The organism is Streptomyces spiralis, assembly GCF_014654675.1.
Taxonomy (GTDB): domain Bacteria; phylum Actinomycetota; class Actinomycetes; order Streptomycetales; family Streptomycetaceae; genus Streptomyces; species Streptomyces spiralis.
On the sequence record NZ_BNBC01000049.1, the window covers coordinates 21,616 to 40,052 of the forward strand.

The following is an 18,437-nucleotide window of genomic DNA, read 5'->3' on the forward strand; positions in this document are numbered from 1 at the left end:
GCGTCGACGGCTCTGCCTGTCGACGCGACTGACGCACCGTTGACACATGTACCGGCCACATGCTTGCATCCCGCCATGCCTCCGCTGGAGCCTCTGACTCGTCGCCGCGCCGTGGACCTCGTCCGCGTAGCCGCCGCGCTGTGTCGGTTCCCCGGTTGATCAGCCCTTCTGTCGGTTCTCTCCTTCGACGACCGCCTCGCACGGGTGCTGTGGTTTTCCCGTTCCCGCGAGGGGGCGTCTGTGTGGACCGGTGTGCACCGTTGCCCGAGCTCTTCTCCCCGTATGACGAGGACCTGCCATGTCTGCCGTCAGCTCCGTCACCCACCACGAAACCACCTACGACCGCCGCAGGCTGCGCCAGTGGCTCGCCGGAGAGGCCAGAGCCGACGGGGTCACACGCCGTCGGCTGCTTACCCTGCTCGCTGCAACCGCAGCCGGCACGGCGTTCCCCCTGACGGCTCCGGCTCACGCCGCCGACCCGCCGATCGTCAAGCCGTTGCCGCCTGAGTGGTTCATCCAGCGCGGCACCAACGCCGAAACCCGCTGGGAGGCCCTGCGCGGCACCGGCTACCACACCCCCAACGAGCTGTTCTTCGTGCGCAACCACACGGCGACTCCCGTCCTGGACGCCGCCGACTGGCGGCTGACGCTGTGGGGTGACGGGCTGCGGGGCACACCCGGCGAGGAAAACCCTGTGGAGTTCGGGTACGACGACCTGCGCGCCCTGCCCGCCGTCACCCGTACCGCATTCGTCGAGTGCGCTGGAAACGGCCGCAGCTATTACACGACCCAGCAGGGCGACACGGTCGCCGGCACCCCGTGGACGCTGGGCGCCGTCGGCGTCGCGCGCTGGCGTGGGGTGCTCCTGGCCGACGTACTGCGCAGGGCCGGGCTGTCGTCGTACGCCGTCGACATCCAGCCGCGTGGCCTGGACGCCGAGTACGTCAGCGGCGGTGAGAGCCTTGGCCGGGTGCGCCGTCCACTGCCGCTGGCCAAAGCACTGAACGACGTCCTGCTCGCGTATGAGATGAACGGCGAGCCGCTACCGTACGACCACGGGTACCCGGTGCGGGTGCTGGTGCCCTCATGGGTGGGGATCGCGTCGATCAAATGGGTCGGCGACATCGAGGTGTCCGCGCAGCCGCTCTTCTCGCCGTGGAACACCACCTTCTACCGGCTGTTCGGCCACGCCTATCCGGAGGAGGGCAGCGCGCCGCTGACCAGGCAGACGATCAAGAGCGCTTTCGAGCTGGCGAGCGGCGCAACCTTCCCGGCGGGAGAGGGCCAGGTGCTGCACGGCCGTTCCTGGTCCGGCGCGGGAGCCATCGCGCGGGTCGACGTCAGTACCGACGGTGGCACGAGCTGGCGGCCGGCGCGACTTCACGACCGGCCGCGTTCCGGCGCCTGGACGCGCTGGTCCCTTCCCTGGACACCCGACACCTCGGGCTCGACGCACCTGCTGGCCCGTGCCACCGACACGACCGGCCGCACCCAGCCGGACACCGCGATCTCCAACACGCAGGGGTATCTGTTCAACGCGGTGGTACGGCATCCGGTGACCGTGGTCTGACGCCGCCCCGCCATCCGGAAGTCGCCTTTCAGGACTGCCCAGGCCGATCGTTCGCCGAGGTCGTATCCGTCCCGGTGGTGGGCTTGGCTCCGGTCCTGAAAAGGACTGGGTCCTGATCGGACTGCGGCGGCAGGTTGTGCCGATGACAGGATCCCTCCCACTCGGCGGTGTTGTGCTCGATGCGGACGAGCTGGATGCCAGATGGGTGGATGCCTGGCGACCGGAACACGTCGCAGAGCGGTTGGCTGGAGTCGGCGCACCTTGGTGCGTTGCGGCGGGATGGGCGCTGGACCTGTTCGGTGATTCCCCTGGTCCCAGGGATGCGGGCGGTGATTTCCATGTCGATGCCGAGGGTGGCCGCGTGCTCGACAAGGTGCTGGCGGTAGCCGCCGTCGACCCACACCTTGCGGATGCCGGGGTGTTCGCCGACGACCTGATCCAGGAGCCGGGTGCCGGCGACGGAGTCCTGCACGCTCGCCGCGGTGACCAGAACGGCCAGCAGGAGACCGAGGGTGTCGGTGACGATGTTCCGCTTCCGCCCGACGATTTTCTTCCCGGGTCGAGTGCTGCGGACCGGTGTTCGCATGCTGGGCGAACTACGCCGTCGACCGCCCCGGAACACCGCTCGCCGTCACGCTCACCGGCAGCTACCGCCACGACAGCACCCAATTCCTGTCACTGCTGGACGCGGTCACGCCGATCCGGGGACTTCGCGGACGCCCCCGGCGCAAGCCCCGACGCCTGGACGCCCCGTCAGGTCTGCGCTCAGCCTCTTCGGTGACTGCGGCGAGCGGTGACGGTGCCGGGCATGCATGCGAAGGGGAGACCGGCCCGCATCAAGTGTGGGGCCTGAGCCGGTCGTTGAGCGCGGCACCGACGTCGGGGCAGTGCTTTTGGACGGTGTCGAGGAAGGCGCGCAGCACCGGGGAGTGATCGCGGGCCGCGAAGGACAGGACGAGATCGGGCAGGGGCGTGCGCGGGGTCACTTCACAGAACCGCACTCCCGGACGCGGGACCGCCCTCATGCGGGACGGCCCCAGGCCGACGCCCACGCCCGAGGAGGCGAGGCCGATGATCGTGTGCACGTCCCTCGCGACGGTCGCGCCGCCGAGAGCCGATGAGTCCGTGCCCAGCAGGGCGCGCAGTCCGGCGACTACAGCGGGCTCGTCGTCGCCAGCCGACACGATCAGCGGCTGTCGCCGCAATTGATCGGCACTTACCGACTGTTGACCCGCGTACGGGTGCACCGTACTTACCACAGCGATCACGTGATCGCGTCCGACCGGGACGGACACGAGATGCTCGGCTCCGGCGCCCCGTGGGGGGCCGAGGGTGAAGGCTACGTCCAGCTCCCCGGCGACGAGAGCTGAGCTGCTGCGGCTGGTCGCCATCTCGTGCAGTTCCAGTCTCACATCGGGCCGCTCACGGCCGAACCGGCTCAGGACGCCCGGCAGCGGGTCGAGCAGTGCCGAGGCGATGAAGCCGAGGCGCAGACGTCCCGTCTCGCCGCGCGCGGCGCGGCCCGCGTCGACCGTGGCCGCCGCGATCTCGTCGAGCGCCCGGCGCGCCCGCGCGAGGAACGCCTCACCGGCGGCGGTCGGGAACACCCCCCGACGTGTGCGGTCGAACAGCCGGGCCCCCACCTCGCGCTCCAGGTCGGCGATCTGCTTGGACAGCGGCGGCTGCGCGATGCCCAGCTCGCTGGCCGCCCGGCCGAAGTGTTCGTGCTCGGCGAGAGCAACCGCGTACCGCAGGTGTCGCGCTTCCATGACTCGCCCTCCATTCCATCGGCCGCTGGCCATACCTCAAAGATATTGCCATGCCACTTATCAGATCTATGAATGGATGGCGCTGTGGTTTCTGTCTGGAATGGAGCCATGAAGAACGTATCTCTGACCGGCACCGTCTTCGTTTTCGTGCACGGCGCCTGGCACAGCTCCGGACAGTGGGCGGCGACGCAGCGCGCGCTGGCCGGACTGGGCGCTGCAAGCGTGGCCGTCGACATGCCGGGGCACGGCTTCGACGCACCCCTGCCCACCGGATACCTGCTGCCCGGCCAGCCGGGCCTGCTGACCGAGAAGTCACAGCTCGCCACCCTGACGATGGACGACTGCGCCGAGGCAGTACTGAGCGTCCTGCACCAGGTGCGTCACCATCACACTGTCGTGCTCGTCGCACACAGCGCGGGCGGCGGTCCCGCGTCCCTGGCCGCGGAGCGGGCGCCCGAGCTGGTGGACCGGATCGTCTACCTGTCCGCTTTCGTCCCGGGCGGGCGGCCGCGGTTCTTCGACTATCTGGGCTCACCCGAGAACGCCCCCGCGCTGGGCCAGAACCTGAATCTCGGCGACCCCGAGGCCCTGGGCGCCGTACGGATCAATCCGCTCTCACCGGATCCCGCCTACCTCGACGAACTGCGGGAAACCCACTACCACGACACCCCCCTGGACCGCTTTGACCGGTGGCGGTCCGCGCTGAGCCCTGATCTGCCCCTGGCGATCCCGACGGCTCCGGTCACCCTGACCGCAGCACGGTGGGGACGAATTCCACGAGCTTTCCTGCGCTGCGCCGAGGACCGGGCGCTGGCACCGGCCGCGCAGGACCTGATGATCGCGGAAGCCGACCTGGCCTTCCCCGGTAACCCGTTCACTGTGCATACCCTGCCCGGCAGCCACAGCCCGTTCGCCGCCCGGCCGGGGCAGCTCGCCGCGGTCCTCGCCTCGTGAGCCGGCATCGGCCCATGAAGGGTTCCCCGTCCCTGAGTGGGGGACGGCTCGCGGCCGGTGGCGACGGGCGGCTCGTACTGCTGGTCGTGCTGAGCGCGACATTCGTGCAGTTGCTCAACGTCACCGTCGCGCAGATCGCCGCCCCGGCGATCCGGGCCGACCTGGGTGCCGGCTCAGGTGCCGTGCAGCTGATCCTGGCCGGGTACACCCTGACCTACGCCTGCTTGCTCATCACGGCCGCGCGCCTCGGCGACCGGTACGGCTACCACCGGCTGTTCGTGCTGGGCACCGTCGTCTTCATGGCCGGTTCAGTAGCTGCCGCGTGTGCTCCCGATGCCACGTTCCTCATCGCGGCCCGGCTGTTCCAGGGCGCGGGCAGCGGCTTGGTCGCCCCGCAGGTTCTGTCGATCATCCAGGTCGCAGTCCCCGCTGCCCGGCGCCCACGGGCTCTCGGCCTGTTCGGTGCCACGATGGGAGTGGCGTCGCTGGCCGGGCCGCTGATCGGCGGACTTCTCGTCGGCGCCGACCTCTTCGGTATCGGCTGGCGCTCGGTGTTCCTGGTCACGGTGCCGGTGGCACTCCTCTCGCTCGCAGGCGCGACCGCACTGCCTCGCACGCGAGGCGCGGCCGGACAGCGCGTGGACGGGGTGGGCGTGTTGCTGACCACCGTGGGCTTCGGTGCGCTGGTGCTGCCGCTCGCGCTGGGAGGGGAAGCCGGCTGGCCCTGGTGGACATGGGCCACGCTGGCCGTGTCCGTTGCCGTTCTCGGCTGCTTCGCCCTGACTCTCCCGCACCGGCCGGATCCCTTGGTGCATCCGTCGCTGTTCCGCGACCGGAGGGCGCGTGCGGGGGTGCTGCTGGTGTTCGTGTTCAACGCCGGGGTGCCGTCCTTCACGTATCTGCTGTTCCTGCATCTGCAGTCGGCCATTGGATATCCCGCCCTCACGGCCGCGCTGACGTCGGCTCCCTTCGCGGCTGCGGCCGTGCTGGGCAGCCGTGGTGCACCCGCGCTGGCCCGCCGACATGGGTTGGCCGTGCTCACGGTCTCGGCGCTGGTATTGGCGGGGACGGCCCTGGCTCTCGCCCCGCTCATCGGCACGGCGGCCGGACGCTGGGCGGCGTTGCCGGTCCTGGCTCTCGGCGGTGCCGCGTTCGGCTCGTTCACCGCCTCCGTGTTCGCTCTCGTGCTGGCGAGGGTCGACGGCTCCGCGGCCGGTTCTGTGTCCGGGCTGTTGCCCACGGCTCAGCAGCTGGGCGGGTCGATCGGGGTGGCTGCGGCGGGGCTCGTCTACTTCGCACCCGCCGCCGGCCCGGGCGCCGCGTTTCGGCACGCCATGATCTACGAGGCCGCCGTCTTCGCCGTCACCGCGCTGATCAGCCTTCGGATGCGCGATCGGAACCGACCAGCCGGTCATGTCTCGCAGAGTGATGTGGTCACTGGCCGAGCTGATTCGGTTCGGGCGGGGGAAGCTGGCGGTCCTCCTCAGCGGGTTTCGGATTGAGAAGTTCGGCCATGGAGCCTTCGGAAAAGTAACGGCGGTCGAAGACTTGCCACTCGTCGTGCAGTTCGGCCAGGACCGCGGCGGCCGGCCGCTCCCGTGCCGCGGGGTCGGGAAAGACATGGACGACGTCGGTCCGCCGTTTGATCTCCCGGTTCAGCCGCTCCAGCGGGTTCGTGGACCAGATCTTCTTCCAGTGCGCGGGCGGGAAGTCCGCGAACGCGGTGATGTCTGTCGCGGCGTCCAGCAGCATCTTCCTGACCTGGGGGAACTGCCGTCCGAGCATGTCTGCGACCACGTCCAGCTGGGTGCGCACGGCCTCCGTGCTCCCGGCATCGTTGCCAGGCCGCGCCGAGGAACACGGTGCGGATCGCGGCCACCAGCCCGCTGTGGCATCACCAGCTGAACGTTCTCCAGGCCGCGGGCCCGGCAAGCTGCTGGGGAAGGGAGGTTTCGAGCGCCGGCGAAGGAGGCGGTGCGTGAAACGTCCCTTCCCCAGGCTCCTAATCTGTGCCAGGGCGGGCCATGGCCGCGTCGACCTCGTCCGCGGTTGGTGCGGTCGCCGGTCCTTGCCGGGTGACGGCGATGGCAGCGGCGACGTTCGCGCGGCGGGTCGCGTCGAGGAGTTTGGTTCCGCGTGCGATGCATGCCATGAGGACGCCGGTGTGTGCGTCGCCGGCGCCGTTGGTGTCGACCGGGGTGATGGCGTGCGCGGGCACGTGTCGGACGCCGATGCGGTCGGCGACGTAGGTGCCGCAGCCACCGTCGCGCACCAGCACGGCCGCCGGCAGCAGGCCGGCGAGCGCCTCGGCGAGTTCGGCGGGCGTGGTGCCCTCGGGCACTGTGCCGGTGAGCCGGCCGAGCGTGAGGCCCGCCTCGCGGGCGTTGAGCGTCCAGAGGGTGGCTCGGGCCGTGATGGCCGCCCAGGCCGCCTCGGGGATCTCGGTGAGCAAGGGAGCGGGGTCGAAGACGACCGCCGTTTGTGGATCGATGGTAGGCAGCCAGCCGGTCAGCGACGCGCCGTTGGCCGGGTGCCGCAGGGAGTACCCCGTGACGTAGACGACGTCGTCGGGTCGCACGGCGACGGCGTTCAGGTGCTCGGGTGTCACCTGCCCCTCGGCGCCGAGCGCCGAGACGAAGGTACGCTCCGCGTCGGCGTCGACGATCGCGACGCTCACGCCGGTGTCGAGGCCGGCGACCGGTGGATTGGGTGCCGCGATGCGCTCGGCCTGGAGGGCCGCGTGCACCTTGTCGCCGAAGGGTCCGGTCCCGACGGTACCGAGGTAGACGACGTCGGCTCTGTCCCGCGCGGCGGCGGCCATGACATTGAAGCCGCCGCCGGCAGTGAGCTCGAACTGATGGGCGTAGACATCGCCGCCGACGGGCGGCATCGCGGGCACGCGCATGACGAGGTCGACGATCGCCTGCCCGGTGTGCAGTACGCGGCCCATCAGCGCTGCCCCGTCCGTGCCGTGGTGCGGGCCCCGCCAAGGGCGAGGTAGCCGAGGAACGCGACGGCGAACGTCACGAGCCAGCCGAGCCCGTTCTGCCCGATCCAGGTGCCGTGCCACGCGCCGGTGAACCAGGGCCTGTCGGCGGGGCCGGCCTGGGTGAACAGGTAGCCGACGACGATCGCCACGGCCCAGCAGGCGACGGCGCGCCACTCGGCTCCGGCGTGGTACCAGTACCGGGACCGGGGAGCGAGGTCGAGCAGGTCGTCGTCGCCGTAGTCGTGGCGGCGGAGCAGGTCGGCGATGAAGACGCCGACCCACGCGGTGATCGGGACAGCGAGCAGCGTGATGAACGAGATGAACGGGTCGTAGAAGTTGTCGGCAATGAGCATGAAGTAGATCGAGCCGAGCGTGGTGACGACGACGTCGACGACGACGGCGTACACCCGCCGGATCGGCACGCCGAGGGTCAGGGTGGTCAGGCCGGCCGAGTACACCGACATGTGGTTCGAGACGAGCAGCCCGCCGAACGCGGTGACGAGGTAGATGACAGACATCCAGGCCGGCATGACATCGGTCAGTGCCGCGACGGGGCCGTTGGCGGCCGCCGCGAGCTTGGAGTCGCCGGACCCGAGCACGCCGCCGAGCGAGATGAGCAGGACGAGCGGGACGCCGGCGCCCGCCGCGGCGCTGGCGACCAGGTGGGTGCCGCGCACCCGGTCGGACTGGTAGCGGGACATGTCGGCTCCGGCGTTGGCCCACCCGATGCCGGTGCCGCCGGCGATGGTGCCGATGCCGGCGACGAGCGCGGCTGTCGAGCCCGCCTTCGTGGCGGTGACTGCGGTCCAGTCCACGTGCGTGAGCAGGTACACGGCGACCACGATGTTCAGTGCGCCGAAGATCCAGGTGGCCCACTTCTGGATGACCAGGAGCGTGGCGTGGCCGAGGCCGGAGACGGTGACGGTGCAGGCGACGAAGATCAGGATGCTCACCACCGCGATGACGGGCACGTCCTTGGCGTTGCTGCTGGTGCCGAAGAAGATCCCGCACAGTGCGGTGAGCGCGAACGCTGCCGTCGACGTGTTGACGGTCTCCCAGCCGAGCCGGGACAGCAGAGACACGAGCGTGGGGCCGATGTTCCCGCGTACACCGAAGACGGCGCGGGAGAGCGTCAGGCTGGGGGCGTGGCCGCGGCGGCCGGCGATCGAGATGACGCCGACGAGCGCGAACGAGGCGAACGACCCGATCGTGGCCGCGACGATCGCCTGCCAGAGGTTGAGGCCGCTCTGGATCAGGGCGATGCCGAGCGGCAGGCCCAGGATCGAGATGTTGGCCGCGAACCAGGCCCAGAACAGTTGCAGTGGGCGGCCGTTGCGCTCGGCGGGCGGAACCGGCTCGATGCCCCGCTGCTCGATGTGCCCGAGGCGCGGCCGCTCCTGGAGGGCGGCTGCGGCGGGCGAGCCTGTCGCCGGGCCCTGGGGCACGGCACTAGATTTGGTCACGACACTCTCCTTTGAGTTCGCGAGCGCGGCGTCGAGGGTCGAACTGGGCGCCGTCGCCCGTGTGGGGCGTTGTTCGGGTCCGCCGGGTCTTGCCCGGCCCGGCGGGACCTGGGCGGAGTCAGCGGAGCCGTTCGTGTCGAAGGCCGAGCAGGCCTTCGACGAGGGGTTCCGGCTTCAGGTCGTTGACGGTCAGGACCTGGCCGACAACGTCGCTGGGCCACGCGGCCATTCCGTGGTGCGCGCCGAGGATCGCGCCGGCGATCGCCGCGATCGTGTCGGTGTCGCCGCCGACCTGTGCCGCGAGGCACAGGGCGTGGAAGGGGTCGTCCGCGAAGCGTGTGGCCAGTGCAAACGCGGCGGGCACGGATTCCTGCGAGGCGACCGACGTGCCGACAATCTCGTAAAGGGCGTCGAGCACATCGGCCTCCGGAAGGCCGGCGACCAGCTTGACCGCCCACCGAATGCGGGCGGAGACGGAGCCGCCGGCGACCCAGTTGCCGACGCGCTCGAGCGGCGCGGCGGCGTCAGCCGCGGAGCGGGCGCCGTCGAGTACCGACAGGCCTGGGTCGTCCAGGGCGCCGGAGACGGCGGCCGCGACCGCCGCGGCCGCGCTCAGCCCGAGACCGGTGTTGTGCGTGAGCCGCGACGCTTCGACGACGGCCTCGGCCAGCGACCCGCCCGTGCTCGGGAAGGCGATGCCGACCGGGGTGATGCGCATCGCGGCCCCGTTCGTGGTGCCCCGGCCGCCGGGGTCGTCCTGCGGCCCGGCGCCAGCCTGGATGGCCGAGATCGCGGCCTTGGTCGAGGGACCGAGCAGATCGAGCGACCCGCGGTCCGCCATGCCCTTCTCCCAGGCCGCCAGCGCATCGGCGAATTCGGCCGGTGCGATATGACCGCCCCCGGCGATCAGCAGCCGGGCGACGAGGACCGCCTGCTCGGTGTCGTCCGTGACCGACCCGGCCCGCATCGACGGCGCGATGGGCTGGTCGGCCACAGCGTCGCGCAGCCCGGTGATGCGGCCGTAGGTGGTGGCGATCCGCTCGCGGCTCATCGACTGCGTGGGCATCCCCAGCGCGTCGCCGATGGCCAGACCGACGAGGGCGGCGGTGGCTCGGTCAGTCACGGTCTCGAGGCTCGGCCTCGTCACAGTGTGCCTCCAAAATTGATGACGATACGGAAGTGATCCGGGTCCAGGAGCGCCGCCACGTGCTCGACGAACCCGCCGTCCGCACCGAACGACGTGCGGGCGGTGCCCAGGAACGCACACCCCTCGGGGCGGTCCAGGATGCGGGCGTCGTCGGCGTCGAGCGGGACGAGCCGCACCTGCTGGCTCCCGCTGACCGGACGTATCCCGGCCCGCTGCAGCGTCGCCCAGATCGATCCGTCGATCAGGCCCGTGACGGGCAGGTCGGCGAGAATCCCGGTGGCGGGCAGGAACGACGACTCGTAGGAGACGGCGGTGCCGTCGGGGAGCCTGCGGATCCTGCGGACCCGGACGGCGTGGTCGGCGGCCAGGGCCGCGTCCGTCAGCGCCTCGGGCGGCAGCGCCGTCGTGTCCCAGGGGACAGAAGCGATGTCGAGGACCTCGGTGGTGATGTCGCTCCCAGCGCTGCGCAGGGCGCGCGCCCAGCCGAGCGACTGGTCCAGGGCCACCCCGTCGAAGGTCACGAACGAGCCGATGCCCGAGCGGGTCGCGATGAGGTTGCGCTGCTGGAGTTCCTGGAGTGCTTGGCGGATCGTCCCGCGCGAGACGGCGAAGCGTCGGGCGAGCTCGTTCTCGCCGTCCAGTTGGTCGCCCGGCTTGAGCTCACCGCTGCGGATGGCCCGGGCGAGAGTCTCGACGATGCGGGACCGCTTATGTGCTCCGATAGACATGTACAGTACCTGTACACCCATTCTCGGGGTGTGTCCAGAGGTGGCCGACGGACAGTTGTGGCGCTGACGGGGCGTCGCGTGTGTCCTCGACCTCGATCCGTACCGGACTGAGTCCGTCGGTGGCGAACGCCTCAACCTCGCAAAGCCGCAGCGCGAGGCGGGCTGATGCTTGACCGAGCAGCCGCCCCTGCAACCACGGCCGGGCCATCCACGGGTTGGTGTGGCAGGTGCGGTAGATGGTGTCGCCGTCACGCAGGAACACGTTGACGCCACACAACCAGCGCGCGAGCCACGACCTCGCCCTGATCCTCGGGCCCTCACCGTGTTTGCGTATTTGCAGGGGTCGGACACGCATATACATGCGGCGGCCTGCTTAACGATCTCTCCGTCGGCAACTGGACAGCGGCGCCGAACCGTCCGCCCTGGCTACCGTCACCCATGTCCACCGGATTCGACGACAGCCCGTCCTCGTCGGCCTGTTCCATGAGGAGGACCGCCACGCTGCCTGACCGAAAGGCTGCTTCACAGCTCACAGCACCGAATCGCGTCTTCGAGCGGCACAGGCACCCCGTGGAGGTCCTCAGGCGCAGGTGGAGTCCTCCGGGAGGTCGCACCAGGGGTCGATGGGGACGCACTCTGTGCGGCGTCCCAGGCTGTCGAGGATCCAGCCCTGTCGCTTCACTGTGCGCAGGACGATTCCGTGGTCGGCGATCTCCAGCTCCGGGCACTCCGCGCTGATGCGGTCCTCCAGGTCGAGGACGCTGTCGACGGAGTGCAGCCACGCGGAGAGCAGGACGTTCGTTTCTCCGCTCGTTGCGGTCAGCAGCCGCACGTCCGGCATCCTTCCCAGCCGCTCGCAGACCTGCTGGCGTCGGCTGACCGGGACGCGTGCCCAGAGTAGGGACGTCACCGGCCATCCCGTGATGTGCTGGGCCACCTCGCTGCGGAAGGCCACCGCGCCCGTCCGCTCCAGCCGGGTCAGGCGGCGCCGCACCGCGGTGTGGCTCGAGCCGAGGTGCTCGGCCAGGTCGGTGACGGGCAGCCGGCCGTCCACCGCGAGGGCGAACAGCAGCTCCCGGTCCTGCGTGTCCAGCGGGCCGGGGACGGTCGTGCGCGGTGGGGTCTCGTCGGTCAGGGACTGCAGGCGCGACTGCTGCGCGCGGGTCAGCGCGTCCAACCGCCAGTCGTTGCCGGCTGCCAGGATGCGTGTGGTGACCTGTGTGTTGAGCCGGACGACGCCGGGCAGGCCGCTCACGTGGTCCAGGACGAAGCGGGAGAGACTGGGCAGGTCTCGGGTGATGGCGTTGACGTGGATGTCGCGCCCGCTGGCCAGTTCCATCACGGACTTCGTCCGGGGGTCACGGGCCAGGGCCAGGGCGACCCGGCCGCGTTCGGCGGGGTCGCAGTCGACGTCGATGAAGGCGTTGCACAGGGATCGCCACAAAGCGGGGCTGCCCGTGGCCGTCACCCAGGCCGTTCCCCGCTGTGAGATCCGGCTCCAGCGGCGGGCGACCGTTACCGCGCTGAGTCCCAGTACGTCGCCCACCGTGGTCCATGAGGCGCGAGGTGCGATCTGGAGGGCGTGGGTGATCGCCAGGTCCGTCTCGTCGAGCTCGGCGGCGAAATCCTTCACATTGGCGCTTCCCATGGTGATTTCCATCGATTTTCGGGCTGGCTGAATGGGAGACGGCCACTATTGACCACCTCACCCCCGCAACACAAGAGCGGAGGTGACCGACATGGCGCGTGGCCGCGCCCTGGCCCGGAGCACAGCTCTCTCACGGAAAGGCCGCATCTCGATGACGCACAGCGAACAGCAACCGTGGGAGTGGGACGAACGCATCTGGCGCGGTCACGTCGAGCGGGTGCGGGCCGGCCGTTCCCTGGCGCCGAAGACCTGGCCGGGCGGAGCGCGGTGCGCCGTGGCCGTGTCCTTCGACTCCGACCACGAGACGCCCGCCCTGCGCGACGGACAGACGAGCCCGGCGAAGCTGGCCCAGGGCGAGTACGGAGCGCGCGTGGCCGTGCCGAAGATCCTGGACATGCTGGAACGCCACCGCATCCCCGCGAGCTTCTTCATGCCCGCGGTCTGCGCGCTGCTGCGCCCGCAGGAGGCCAGGTCCTACACGAAGGCCGGGCATGAGCTGGCCATCCACGGCTGGATCCACGAACGCAACACGCAGCTCGGCGCGGAGAGCGAACGTGAGCTCCAGCTGCGCGCGGCCGACACCCTGGAGCAGATCAGCGGGGTGCGTCCCGTCGGTATCCGTACTCCCAGCTGGGACTTCTCTGCCCACACTCTGTCGATCACCCGGGAGATGGGGCTGCTCTACGACTCCTCGCTGATGGCCGACGACGAGCCGTACGAGCTGGTCGAGGACGGCGAAGCGACGGGTGTGGTGGAGATTCCGGTGGAGTGGATCCGCGACGACGCGCCGTACTTCATGATGGAGCGCTTCGGGTCCTTGCGCCCCTACATCGCGCCGCGGGACGTGCTGCGGATCTGGCAGGACGAGTTCGCTGCCGCCTACGCGGCGGGCGGCCTGTTCCAGCTGACGCTGCACCCGCACATCATCGGGCACCGCTCGCGCCTGACCGTGCTGGACGAGCTGCTGGCGCACATCGCGGGACACGACGGGGTGTGGCTCGCCACCCATCGCGACATCGCCGAGTACTGCCGCGCCCAGCACGACCAAAACTGACCGCCGAGCCCTCCGCGGCCCCGTGACGGACGGTCCCACAGACCCGCCGTCCTACCCGTACCGGGATTCCGTACCACCGGGCATCCCTACTGGAGCCAGCGCGACAGCACCCACGTTCGCGTAACCGGCCACCTTCTCGCACGTCCGCACCAGGGCGTCACTTCGCGGAGGCGCATCCGCGCACCGCACCTGCAGATCACGCCGGTTTGCCGCCTTCTGCCGCGCTCGCCCACCCATCGAGCCGATGACCGCCGCACCCGCGAGGGCTAAGCGGCGACGCAGAACAACGCACCCGCAGCCCCCTCCCGGGGGCTGGTCAGTCCCGCAGGACGACACCGCGCACTCTTCCCGAAGTCAGCTCCGCACGCCGCAGTCCGAACTGTCCCCTGTTTTAGGAAGCGAGGAACCTCCTCGTGAGGACCGCCATCACCGCATCCCACACCGAACCGTCCCGCAGAATGACGCCCGCTCAGCGCAAGGCCATCTTGGCCGGCACTGTGGGCAACACCGTCGAGTGGGTCGACTGGGCGCTCTACTCCATCTTCGCCAAGATCATTGCCGGGGTGTTCTTCCCACAGGGCGACGGCGCCGCCGCCCTGCTCTCCACGCTCGCCATTTTCGCCGTCGGCTTCGTGATGCGGCCGGTGGGAGCCGCCGTCCTGGGTGCGTACGCCGACCGCAAGGGCCGCAAGAAGGGGTTGACCCTCACCATCGGACTGATGGCAGGCGCCGGCTTCCTGATCGCCTTCACCCCCGGCTACGACACGATCGGCATCGCCGCGCCGCTGATCCTGCTGATCGCCAGGCTCGTCCAAGGCTTCTCCGCCGGCGGCGAGTTCGGCTCGTCCTCGGCGTTCCTGGTGGAGTCGGCCGCGTCCGGTCGGCGGGCCTTCGCCGGGTCCTGGCAGCAGGTGTCCGTCGCGGGCGGCACACTGATCGCCTCCCTGCTCGGCACCATATTCACCTCGCTGCTCGGCGAGGACGCCCTGCACAGCTGGGGGTGGCGCGTCGCCTTCGCCGCCGGCGGCCTGCTCGGCCTGCTCGGGCTGTGGCTGCGGGTCAGCGTCGAGGACACCGCCTCGTTCACCGAGGCCAAGGCCGGCGGCAAGGCGCCGAAGAACCCGCTCACGGCCATGTTCCGCGAGCACCCCGCCGCTGCGCTGCGCGTCGCCGGCATCACGGTCGCGGGCACGCTGACGTACTACATCTGGGTCAGCTACCTTCCGACGTACGCCAACCTCACCACGGGCATCTCGTTGGACAAGGCGCTGCTGTCCCAGACGCTGTGTCTGATCGTCTTCATGGTGCTGCTGCCCTTCGCGGGTCTGCTCTCCGACCGGCTGGGCCGCAAGCCCACCATGGCCGGCTTCGCGCTCGGCTTCGTCGTCCTGGCCTGGCCGATGCTCCACTTCCTGAACGGCAGCTTCGTCGTGCTGCTCCTCGTCCAGCTCGTCGGCATGCTGCTGATCCTCGGCTACTCCGCCAACTGCGCCGTGATCATGGCCGAGCAGTTCCCGCCGGAGGTGCGGGCCACCGGCATCGCGCTGCCGTACGCGCTGGCCGTCGCCGCCTTCGGCGGTACCGCCCCCTACGTCACGACCTGGATGAGCGAGTCCGGGCACGCCGACAAGCTCTGGCTGTACGTCTCCGGTGCCGCACTGCTCTCCCTGGCCGTTTACCTGACCATGCCCGAGACGAAGGACAAGGAGTTCTCCTGATGACGCACGCAGTCGTCACAGGCGCCGCGAGCGGCATAGGACGGGCCGTCGCCGAGCACTTCACACAGGCGGGAGCACAGCTGACGCTGGTGGACGTCGACGCCGATCGGCTCGCGGCGGTCGCCGACGCCCTCGGTGCGCGGCACCACGTCGTCGACCTGTGTGACACCGACGGCCCGGCGGCCGCCGTCGGCGACTCCTGGCGAACGCACGGGCCGGTGGACGTCCTGGTGAACGCTGCGGGCATCTACCCATCGCTGGACATGATCGACGTCACGGCCGCCGGCTGGGACCGCGTCTTCGCACTCAATACCCGCGCCCCGGTCCTTGCGACGGCAGAACTGGTCCGCCTTGCGGCCGCGGCCGGGCGGCCCGCCTCGGTGGTCAACATCTCCTCAGGCGCCGCCCTGCGCGCTCGGCCCGGCGGTGGCCCGTACGCCGCCTCCAAGGCGGCGCTGGAGATGGCCACCCGCGCGGCGGCGCTCGAATTCGGGCCGCTCGGCATCCGCGTCAACGCCGTCAGCCCCGGCTTCGTCGCGGTGGACAGCGTCTGCAACCCGGTGGCCGACGCCTATGCCACGGCCGTCTCCGGAAACCCCCTCGGACGCCCGGGTACCCCTGCCGACATTGCGCGCGCGGTGCTGTGGATCGCCGGGCCGGAGGCGTCCTGGGTGACCGGAGAGATCCTTCGGGTGGATGGCGGCAGCAGCGCCGGAGCGGCACACCTGCCGCGTCTGTGGCCGCCGGATGCTCCTGCGGCGGACCGTACCGGCACGCGGGCAGCGGACACGGACACCAGTACCACTACGGACATCGCAACGGGCGCCGGCGCCAGCGGGAGTGCGGCGGCCTTCCCCGCCCCTCTCCACCACACCCCGGGCACGCTCCCGAACAGCACGAAGGGACCCACCACATGAAGGGCGACGCATACGCCGTCGTCGGCGCCGGAGCGATCGGCGGCACTCTCGCCCACCGTCTCGCGGCGGCCGGACACCCGGTGACCGTCATCGACACCGACGCCGACCACGTGGCCGCCATCCGCGCCGACGGACTGACCATCCTGCGCGGCGAGGAACGCGAGAGCGTCCGCCTCGACGCGGCGACGCCCGAGGACTACCAGGGACCGCCGCTGCGGCGGGTGCTGCTCAGCGTCAAGGCGCAGGCGACAGAGGCGGCCATGCGCTGGATCGCGCCGCGTCTGACCCCGGACGGCTACGTCGTCTCGGTACAGAACGGCTTCAACGAAGAACTGATCGGACAGCACGTCGGCACGGAACGAACCATGGCCGCGTTCGTCAACATCTTCGCCGACGTCGTCACGCCCGGAGTGGTGCGCGACGGAGGTCCGGGAGCCTTCATCATCGGCGAGCCGGGCGGCGCACCCGTGTCCGAACGGGTGCGCGACCTCGTCGCCGACCTCCAGGCATGGGGACCCGCGCAGGCCTCCGACAACGTCGAAGGCTATCTATGGGCCAAGGCCGCCTTCGGCGCAATGCTCTCCGCGACCGCGCTCGCCGACGCACCCATGGCGGAACTGATCGACCGTCACCGCGCCGCCATGTACGCCCTGGCCGCCGAGGTGTACGCCGTGGCCGACACGGCGGGGATACGGCTGGAACCGTTCGACGCCTATGACGCGCCCGCGTTCCGGCCCGGCGACCCGGTGGCGCGCGACGCCGCCTGCGACCGGCTGACCGCCTGGCTGCGCACTCAGCCCAAGGACCGCAGCGGCATCTGGCGGGACCTGGCCGTACGCCGTCGTCCGGTGGAGGTGACCACGCACTACGAGCCCGTCATCGAGCGCTCGCGCCGGGCCGAGCTGGACACCCCGGTGCTCAGCGCCGTACTGGAGGGCCTGCGGGCACTGGAACGCGACCCATCGGGGATGTCCGAGGCCCGGCTGGACGCCCTCGATGCTCTGGCCAAGGCCGCAGGAGAGCACACAACGGCCGGGAAGGACAACAGCGACGGGCGCAGCGCGGCTGTGTCACCTGTCGGCGTCACGGCCATCCCGGCGAAAATGATCGACATCCCGGCGGAAGACGACAAGAGACTCGGGGACCTGCCCATCGGCCCGGCGCTAACCGACGCACACGCTGTCGCCGTGCGCGACTGGCTGGATGTTCACCGTGAGGCGATGGCCGACGATTTGGCCGCCTACACGTCTCTGGAAAGCCCTAGTGACAACAAGGAGTGCCTGGCCGCCTGCCTCGACTGGTTGCGCGGCTGGCTCGACGCCTCGCTCGGCGCCCCCGAGAGCGAGGAACTACTCCCGCGTGACGGCGCCGGGGACATCCTGATCCGCCGCTACGCCGGCACAGGCCCGTCGGCCGCCTCCCCTGTGCTGCTCGTCGCCCACTACGACACCGTCTGGAGCACCGGCACACTCCACGACTGGCCGTACCGGCGCGAGGACGACCGCATCAGTGGCCCTGGGGTTTTCGACATGAAGGCGGGGTTGGTCCAGGCGGTGTGGGCGCTGCGCGCACTCAGGGAGCTGGATCTGCCGGTTCCGGCGTGCACGTTGCTGCTCAACGGGGACGAGGAGACAGGCAGCCAGGCATCCAACGAGGTCATCGTGGCCGAGGCAGGGGCGTCCAGGGCGGCACTCGTCTTCGAGGCGAGCGCCGACGGCGCGGTGAAGACGACCCGCAAAGGCGTGGGACTGTTCTCCCTGACCGTGCGGGGCGAGGAGGCGCACGCCGGCCTCGACCCGATGCGTGGCGCGAGCGCGGTCAACGAGATGGCCCGGCAGGTGCTCGCACTGGAGGGGATCGCCGCCCCGGCGGCCGGGACGACAGTCAATGTCGGTGTGTTGCGCGGCGGCACCCGCAGCAACGTCACCGCCGGTGAGGCGGTGGCACACCTGGACGTCCGGGTCGCGACCGCCGCCGAACGCGATCGGGTCGACGCCGCGCTAGCCGCCCTCGTCCCGGTCGACCCCCGGACGACCCTGAAACTGGACGGCGGCTGGAACCGCCCGGTCTTCGAGCGCACGGAGGGCGTCGGCCGACTCTTCGCCGTCGCCCGCGACTGCGCCGCGCCGCTCGGTCTCGACCTGCGGGAGACCGCAGTGGGCGGTGCCAGCGACGGAAACTTCATCCTCGCCGCGGGCACTCCGGTACTCGACGGACTCGGAGCGGTAGGCGGCGGCGCCCACGCCCGCAGCGAGCACGTGACGCTGAGCGGAATGGTCGAGCGTTCCGCACTGGCTGCGGGCGTCCTCGCCGCGTTCGCCGGTGCATGACATTTCCGGACCGGCATGCGCGGACACCCCCGATCCGGCATGCGCGCTTGTCACAGACGGCGCGCATGCCGGTGCAGGCCAAAGCGGACGGCACCGGCGAAGGCACGATCGCCATCTGTCCACGAAGGGGACTGTAAATCGTTCGGCCCT

14 protein-coding genes and 3 pseudogenes are annotated in these 18,437 nt (G+C 70.6%); 9 read left to right on the forward strand and 8 right to left on the reverse strand.

Features of this window, described 5'->3' with window-relative positions; all coding sequences use genetic code 11:
* Window positions 1-75 precede the first annotated feature (75 nt).
* Together IE318_RS46715 and IE318_RS35580 are read left to right on the forward strand one after the other, a co-directional pair.
* Window positions 76-159 carry a putative leader peptide gene (locus tag IE318_RS46715; RefSeq protein ID WP_362036415.1) on the forward strand — a complete coding sequence of 28 codons (84 nt, stop codon included), beginning with the start codon at window positions 76-78 and terminating at the stop codon, window positions 157-159.
* 139 nt (window positions 160-298) lie between these two features.
* The gene (locus IE318_RS35580; RefSeq protein WP_189906991.1) at window positions 299-1,570 is read left to right on the forward strand and encodes a sulfite oxidase; all 1,272 of its coding nucleotides are present in this window, start codon (window positions 299-301) and stop codon (window positions 1,568-1,570) included.
* Window positions 1,571-1,868: 298 nt separating this feature from the next.
* Here the strand turns inward: IE318_RS35580 and IE318_RS35585 are convergent.
* A pseudogene (locus IE318_RS35585) lies at window positions 1,869-2,129 on the reverse strand (transposase); the annotation flags it as partial.
* A 47-nt stretch (window positions 2,130-2,176) separates the two neighbouring features.
* On the opposite strand from IE318_RS35585, the pseudogene IE318_RS35590 reads away from it, so the two are divergent.
* Window positions 2,177-2,329 (forward strand): annotated as a pseudogene (locus IE318_RS35590) (IS5/IS1182 family transposase); the annotation flags it as partial.
* Between the two features lie 77 nt (window positions 2,330-2,406).
* Here IE318_RS35590 and IE318_RS35595 read toward each other — a convergent pair.
* Window positions 2,407-3,339, reverse strand: coding sequence for a LysR family transcriptional regulator (locus tag IE318_RS35595; protein WP_189906994.1), 933 nt, complete (start codon window positions 3,337-3,339; stop codon window positions 2,407-2,409).
* Between the two features lie 108 nt (window positions 3,340-3,447).
* Between IE318_RS35595 and IE318_RS35600 the strand changes: the two genes are divergently transcribed.
* The gene (locus tag IE318_RS35600; RefSeq protein ID WP_189906996.1) at window positions 3,448-4,293 is read left to right on the forward strand and encodes an alpha/beta hydrolase; all 846 of its coding nucleotides are present in this window, start codon (window positions 3,448-3,450) and stop codon (window positions 4,291-4,293) included.
* A gap of 14 nt (window positions 4,294-4,307) precedes the next feature.
* A complete protein-coding gene (locus IE318_RS35605; protein WP_229903964.1) occupies window positions 4,308-5,795 on the forward strand; it encodes an MFS transporter in 1,488 nt (495 codons plus the stop codon).
* Here IE318_RS35605 and IE318_RS35610 read toward each other — a convergent pair.
* The 6 genes and pseudogenes from IE318_RS35610 to IE318_RS35635 form a co-directional block, all read right to left on the reverse strand.
* A pseudogene (locus IE318_RS35610) lies at window positions 5,728-6,184 on the reverse strand (transposase); the annotation flags it as partial. The gene IE318_RS35605 and the pseudogene IE318_RS35610 overlap by 68 nt on opposite strands.
* A 111-nt stretch (window positions 6,185-6,295) precedes the next feature.
* The gene (locus tag IE318_RS35615) at window positions 6,296-7,243 is read right to left on the reverse strand and encodes a PfkB family carbohydrate kinase (protein ID WP_189906998.1); all 948 of its coding nucleotides are present in this window, start codon (window positions 7,241-7,243) and stop codon (window positions 6,296-6,298) included.
* A complete protein-coding gene (locus IE318_RS35620; RefSeq protein WP_229903965.1) occupies window positions 7,243-8,745 on the reverse strand; it encodes a purine-cytosine permease family protein in 1,503 nt (500 codons plus the stop codon). The genes IE318_RS35615 and IE318_RS35620 overlap by 1 nt, the downstream gene beginning before the upstream one ends.
* A 118-nt stretch (window positions 8,746-8,863) precedes the next feature.
* Complete coding sequence (locus IE318_RS35625; RefSeq protein ID WP_229903966.1) at window positions 8,864-9,868, reverse strand: ADP-ribosylglycohydrolase family protein; 1,005 nt, start codon at window positions 9,866-9,868, stop codon at window positions 8,864-8,866.
* 20 nt (window positions 9,869-9,888) lie between these two features.
* Entirely contained in the window at window positions 9,889-10,620 is a 732-nt protein-coding gene (locus tag IE318_RS35630; protein ID WP_189907000.1) for a GntR family transcriptional regulator, read from the reverse strand.
* A gap of 580 nt (window positions 10,621-11,200) precedes the next feature.
* Window positions 11,201-12,268, reverse strand: coding sequence for an Lrp/AsnC family transcriptional regulator (locus IE318_RS35635; protein ID WP_189907002.1), 1,068 nt, complete (start codon window positions 12,266-12,268; stop codon window positions 11,201-11,203).
* Between the two features lie 151 nt (window positions 12,269-12,419).
* On the opposite strand from IE318_RS35635, the gene IE318_RS35640 reads away from it, so the two are divergent.
* From IE318_RS35640 to IE318_RS35655, 4 genes are all read left to right on the forward strand, one after another.
* Entirely contained in the window at window positions 12,420-13,322 is a 903-nt protein-coding gene (locus IE318_RS35640; RefSeq protein WP_189907004.1) for a polysaccharide deacetylase family protein, read from the forward strand.
* 458 nt (window positions 13,323-13,780) lie between these two features.
* A complete protein-coding gene (locus tag IE318_RS35645) occupies window positions 13,781-15,040 on the forward strand; it encodes an MFS transporter (protein WP_189907061.1) in 1,260 nt (419 codons plus the stop codon).
* Complete coding sequence (locus tag IE318_RS35650) at window positions 15,040-15,957, forward strand: SDR family NAD(P)-dependent oxidoreductase (protein WP_189907006.1); 918 nt, start codon at window positions 15,040-15,042, stop codon at window positions 15,955-15,957. Before IE318_RS35645 ends, IE318_RS35650 begins: the two co-directional genes overlap by 1 nt.
* Window positions 15,954-18,287: a 2-dehydropantoate 2-reductase gene (locus tag IE318_RS35655; RefSeq protein ID WP_189907008.1), complete on the forward strand. Its 2,334-nt coding sequence runs from the start codon at window positions 15,954-15,956 to the stop codon at window positions 18,285-18,287. The genes IE318_RS35650 and IE318_RS35655 overlap by 4 nt, the downstream gene beginning before the upstream one ends.
* Window positions 18,288-18,437: the final 150 nt, after the last annotated feature.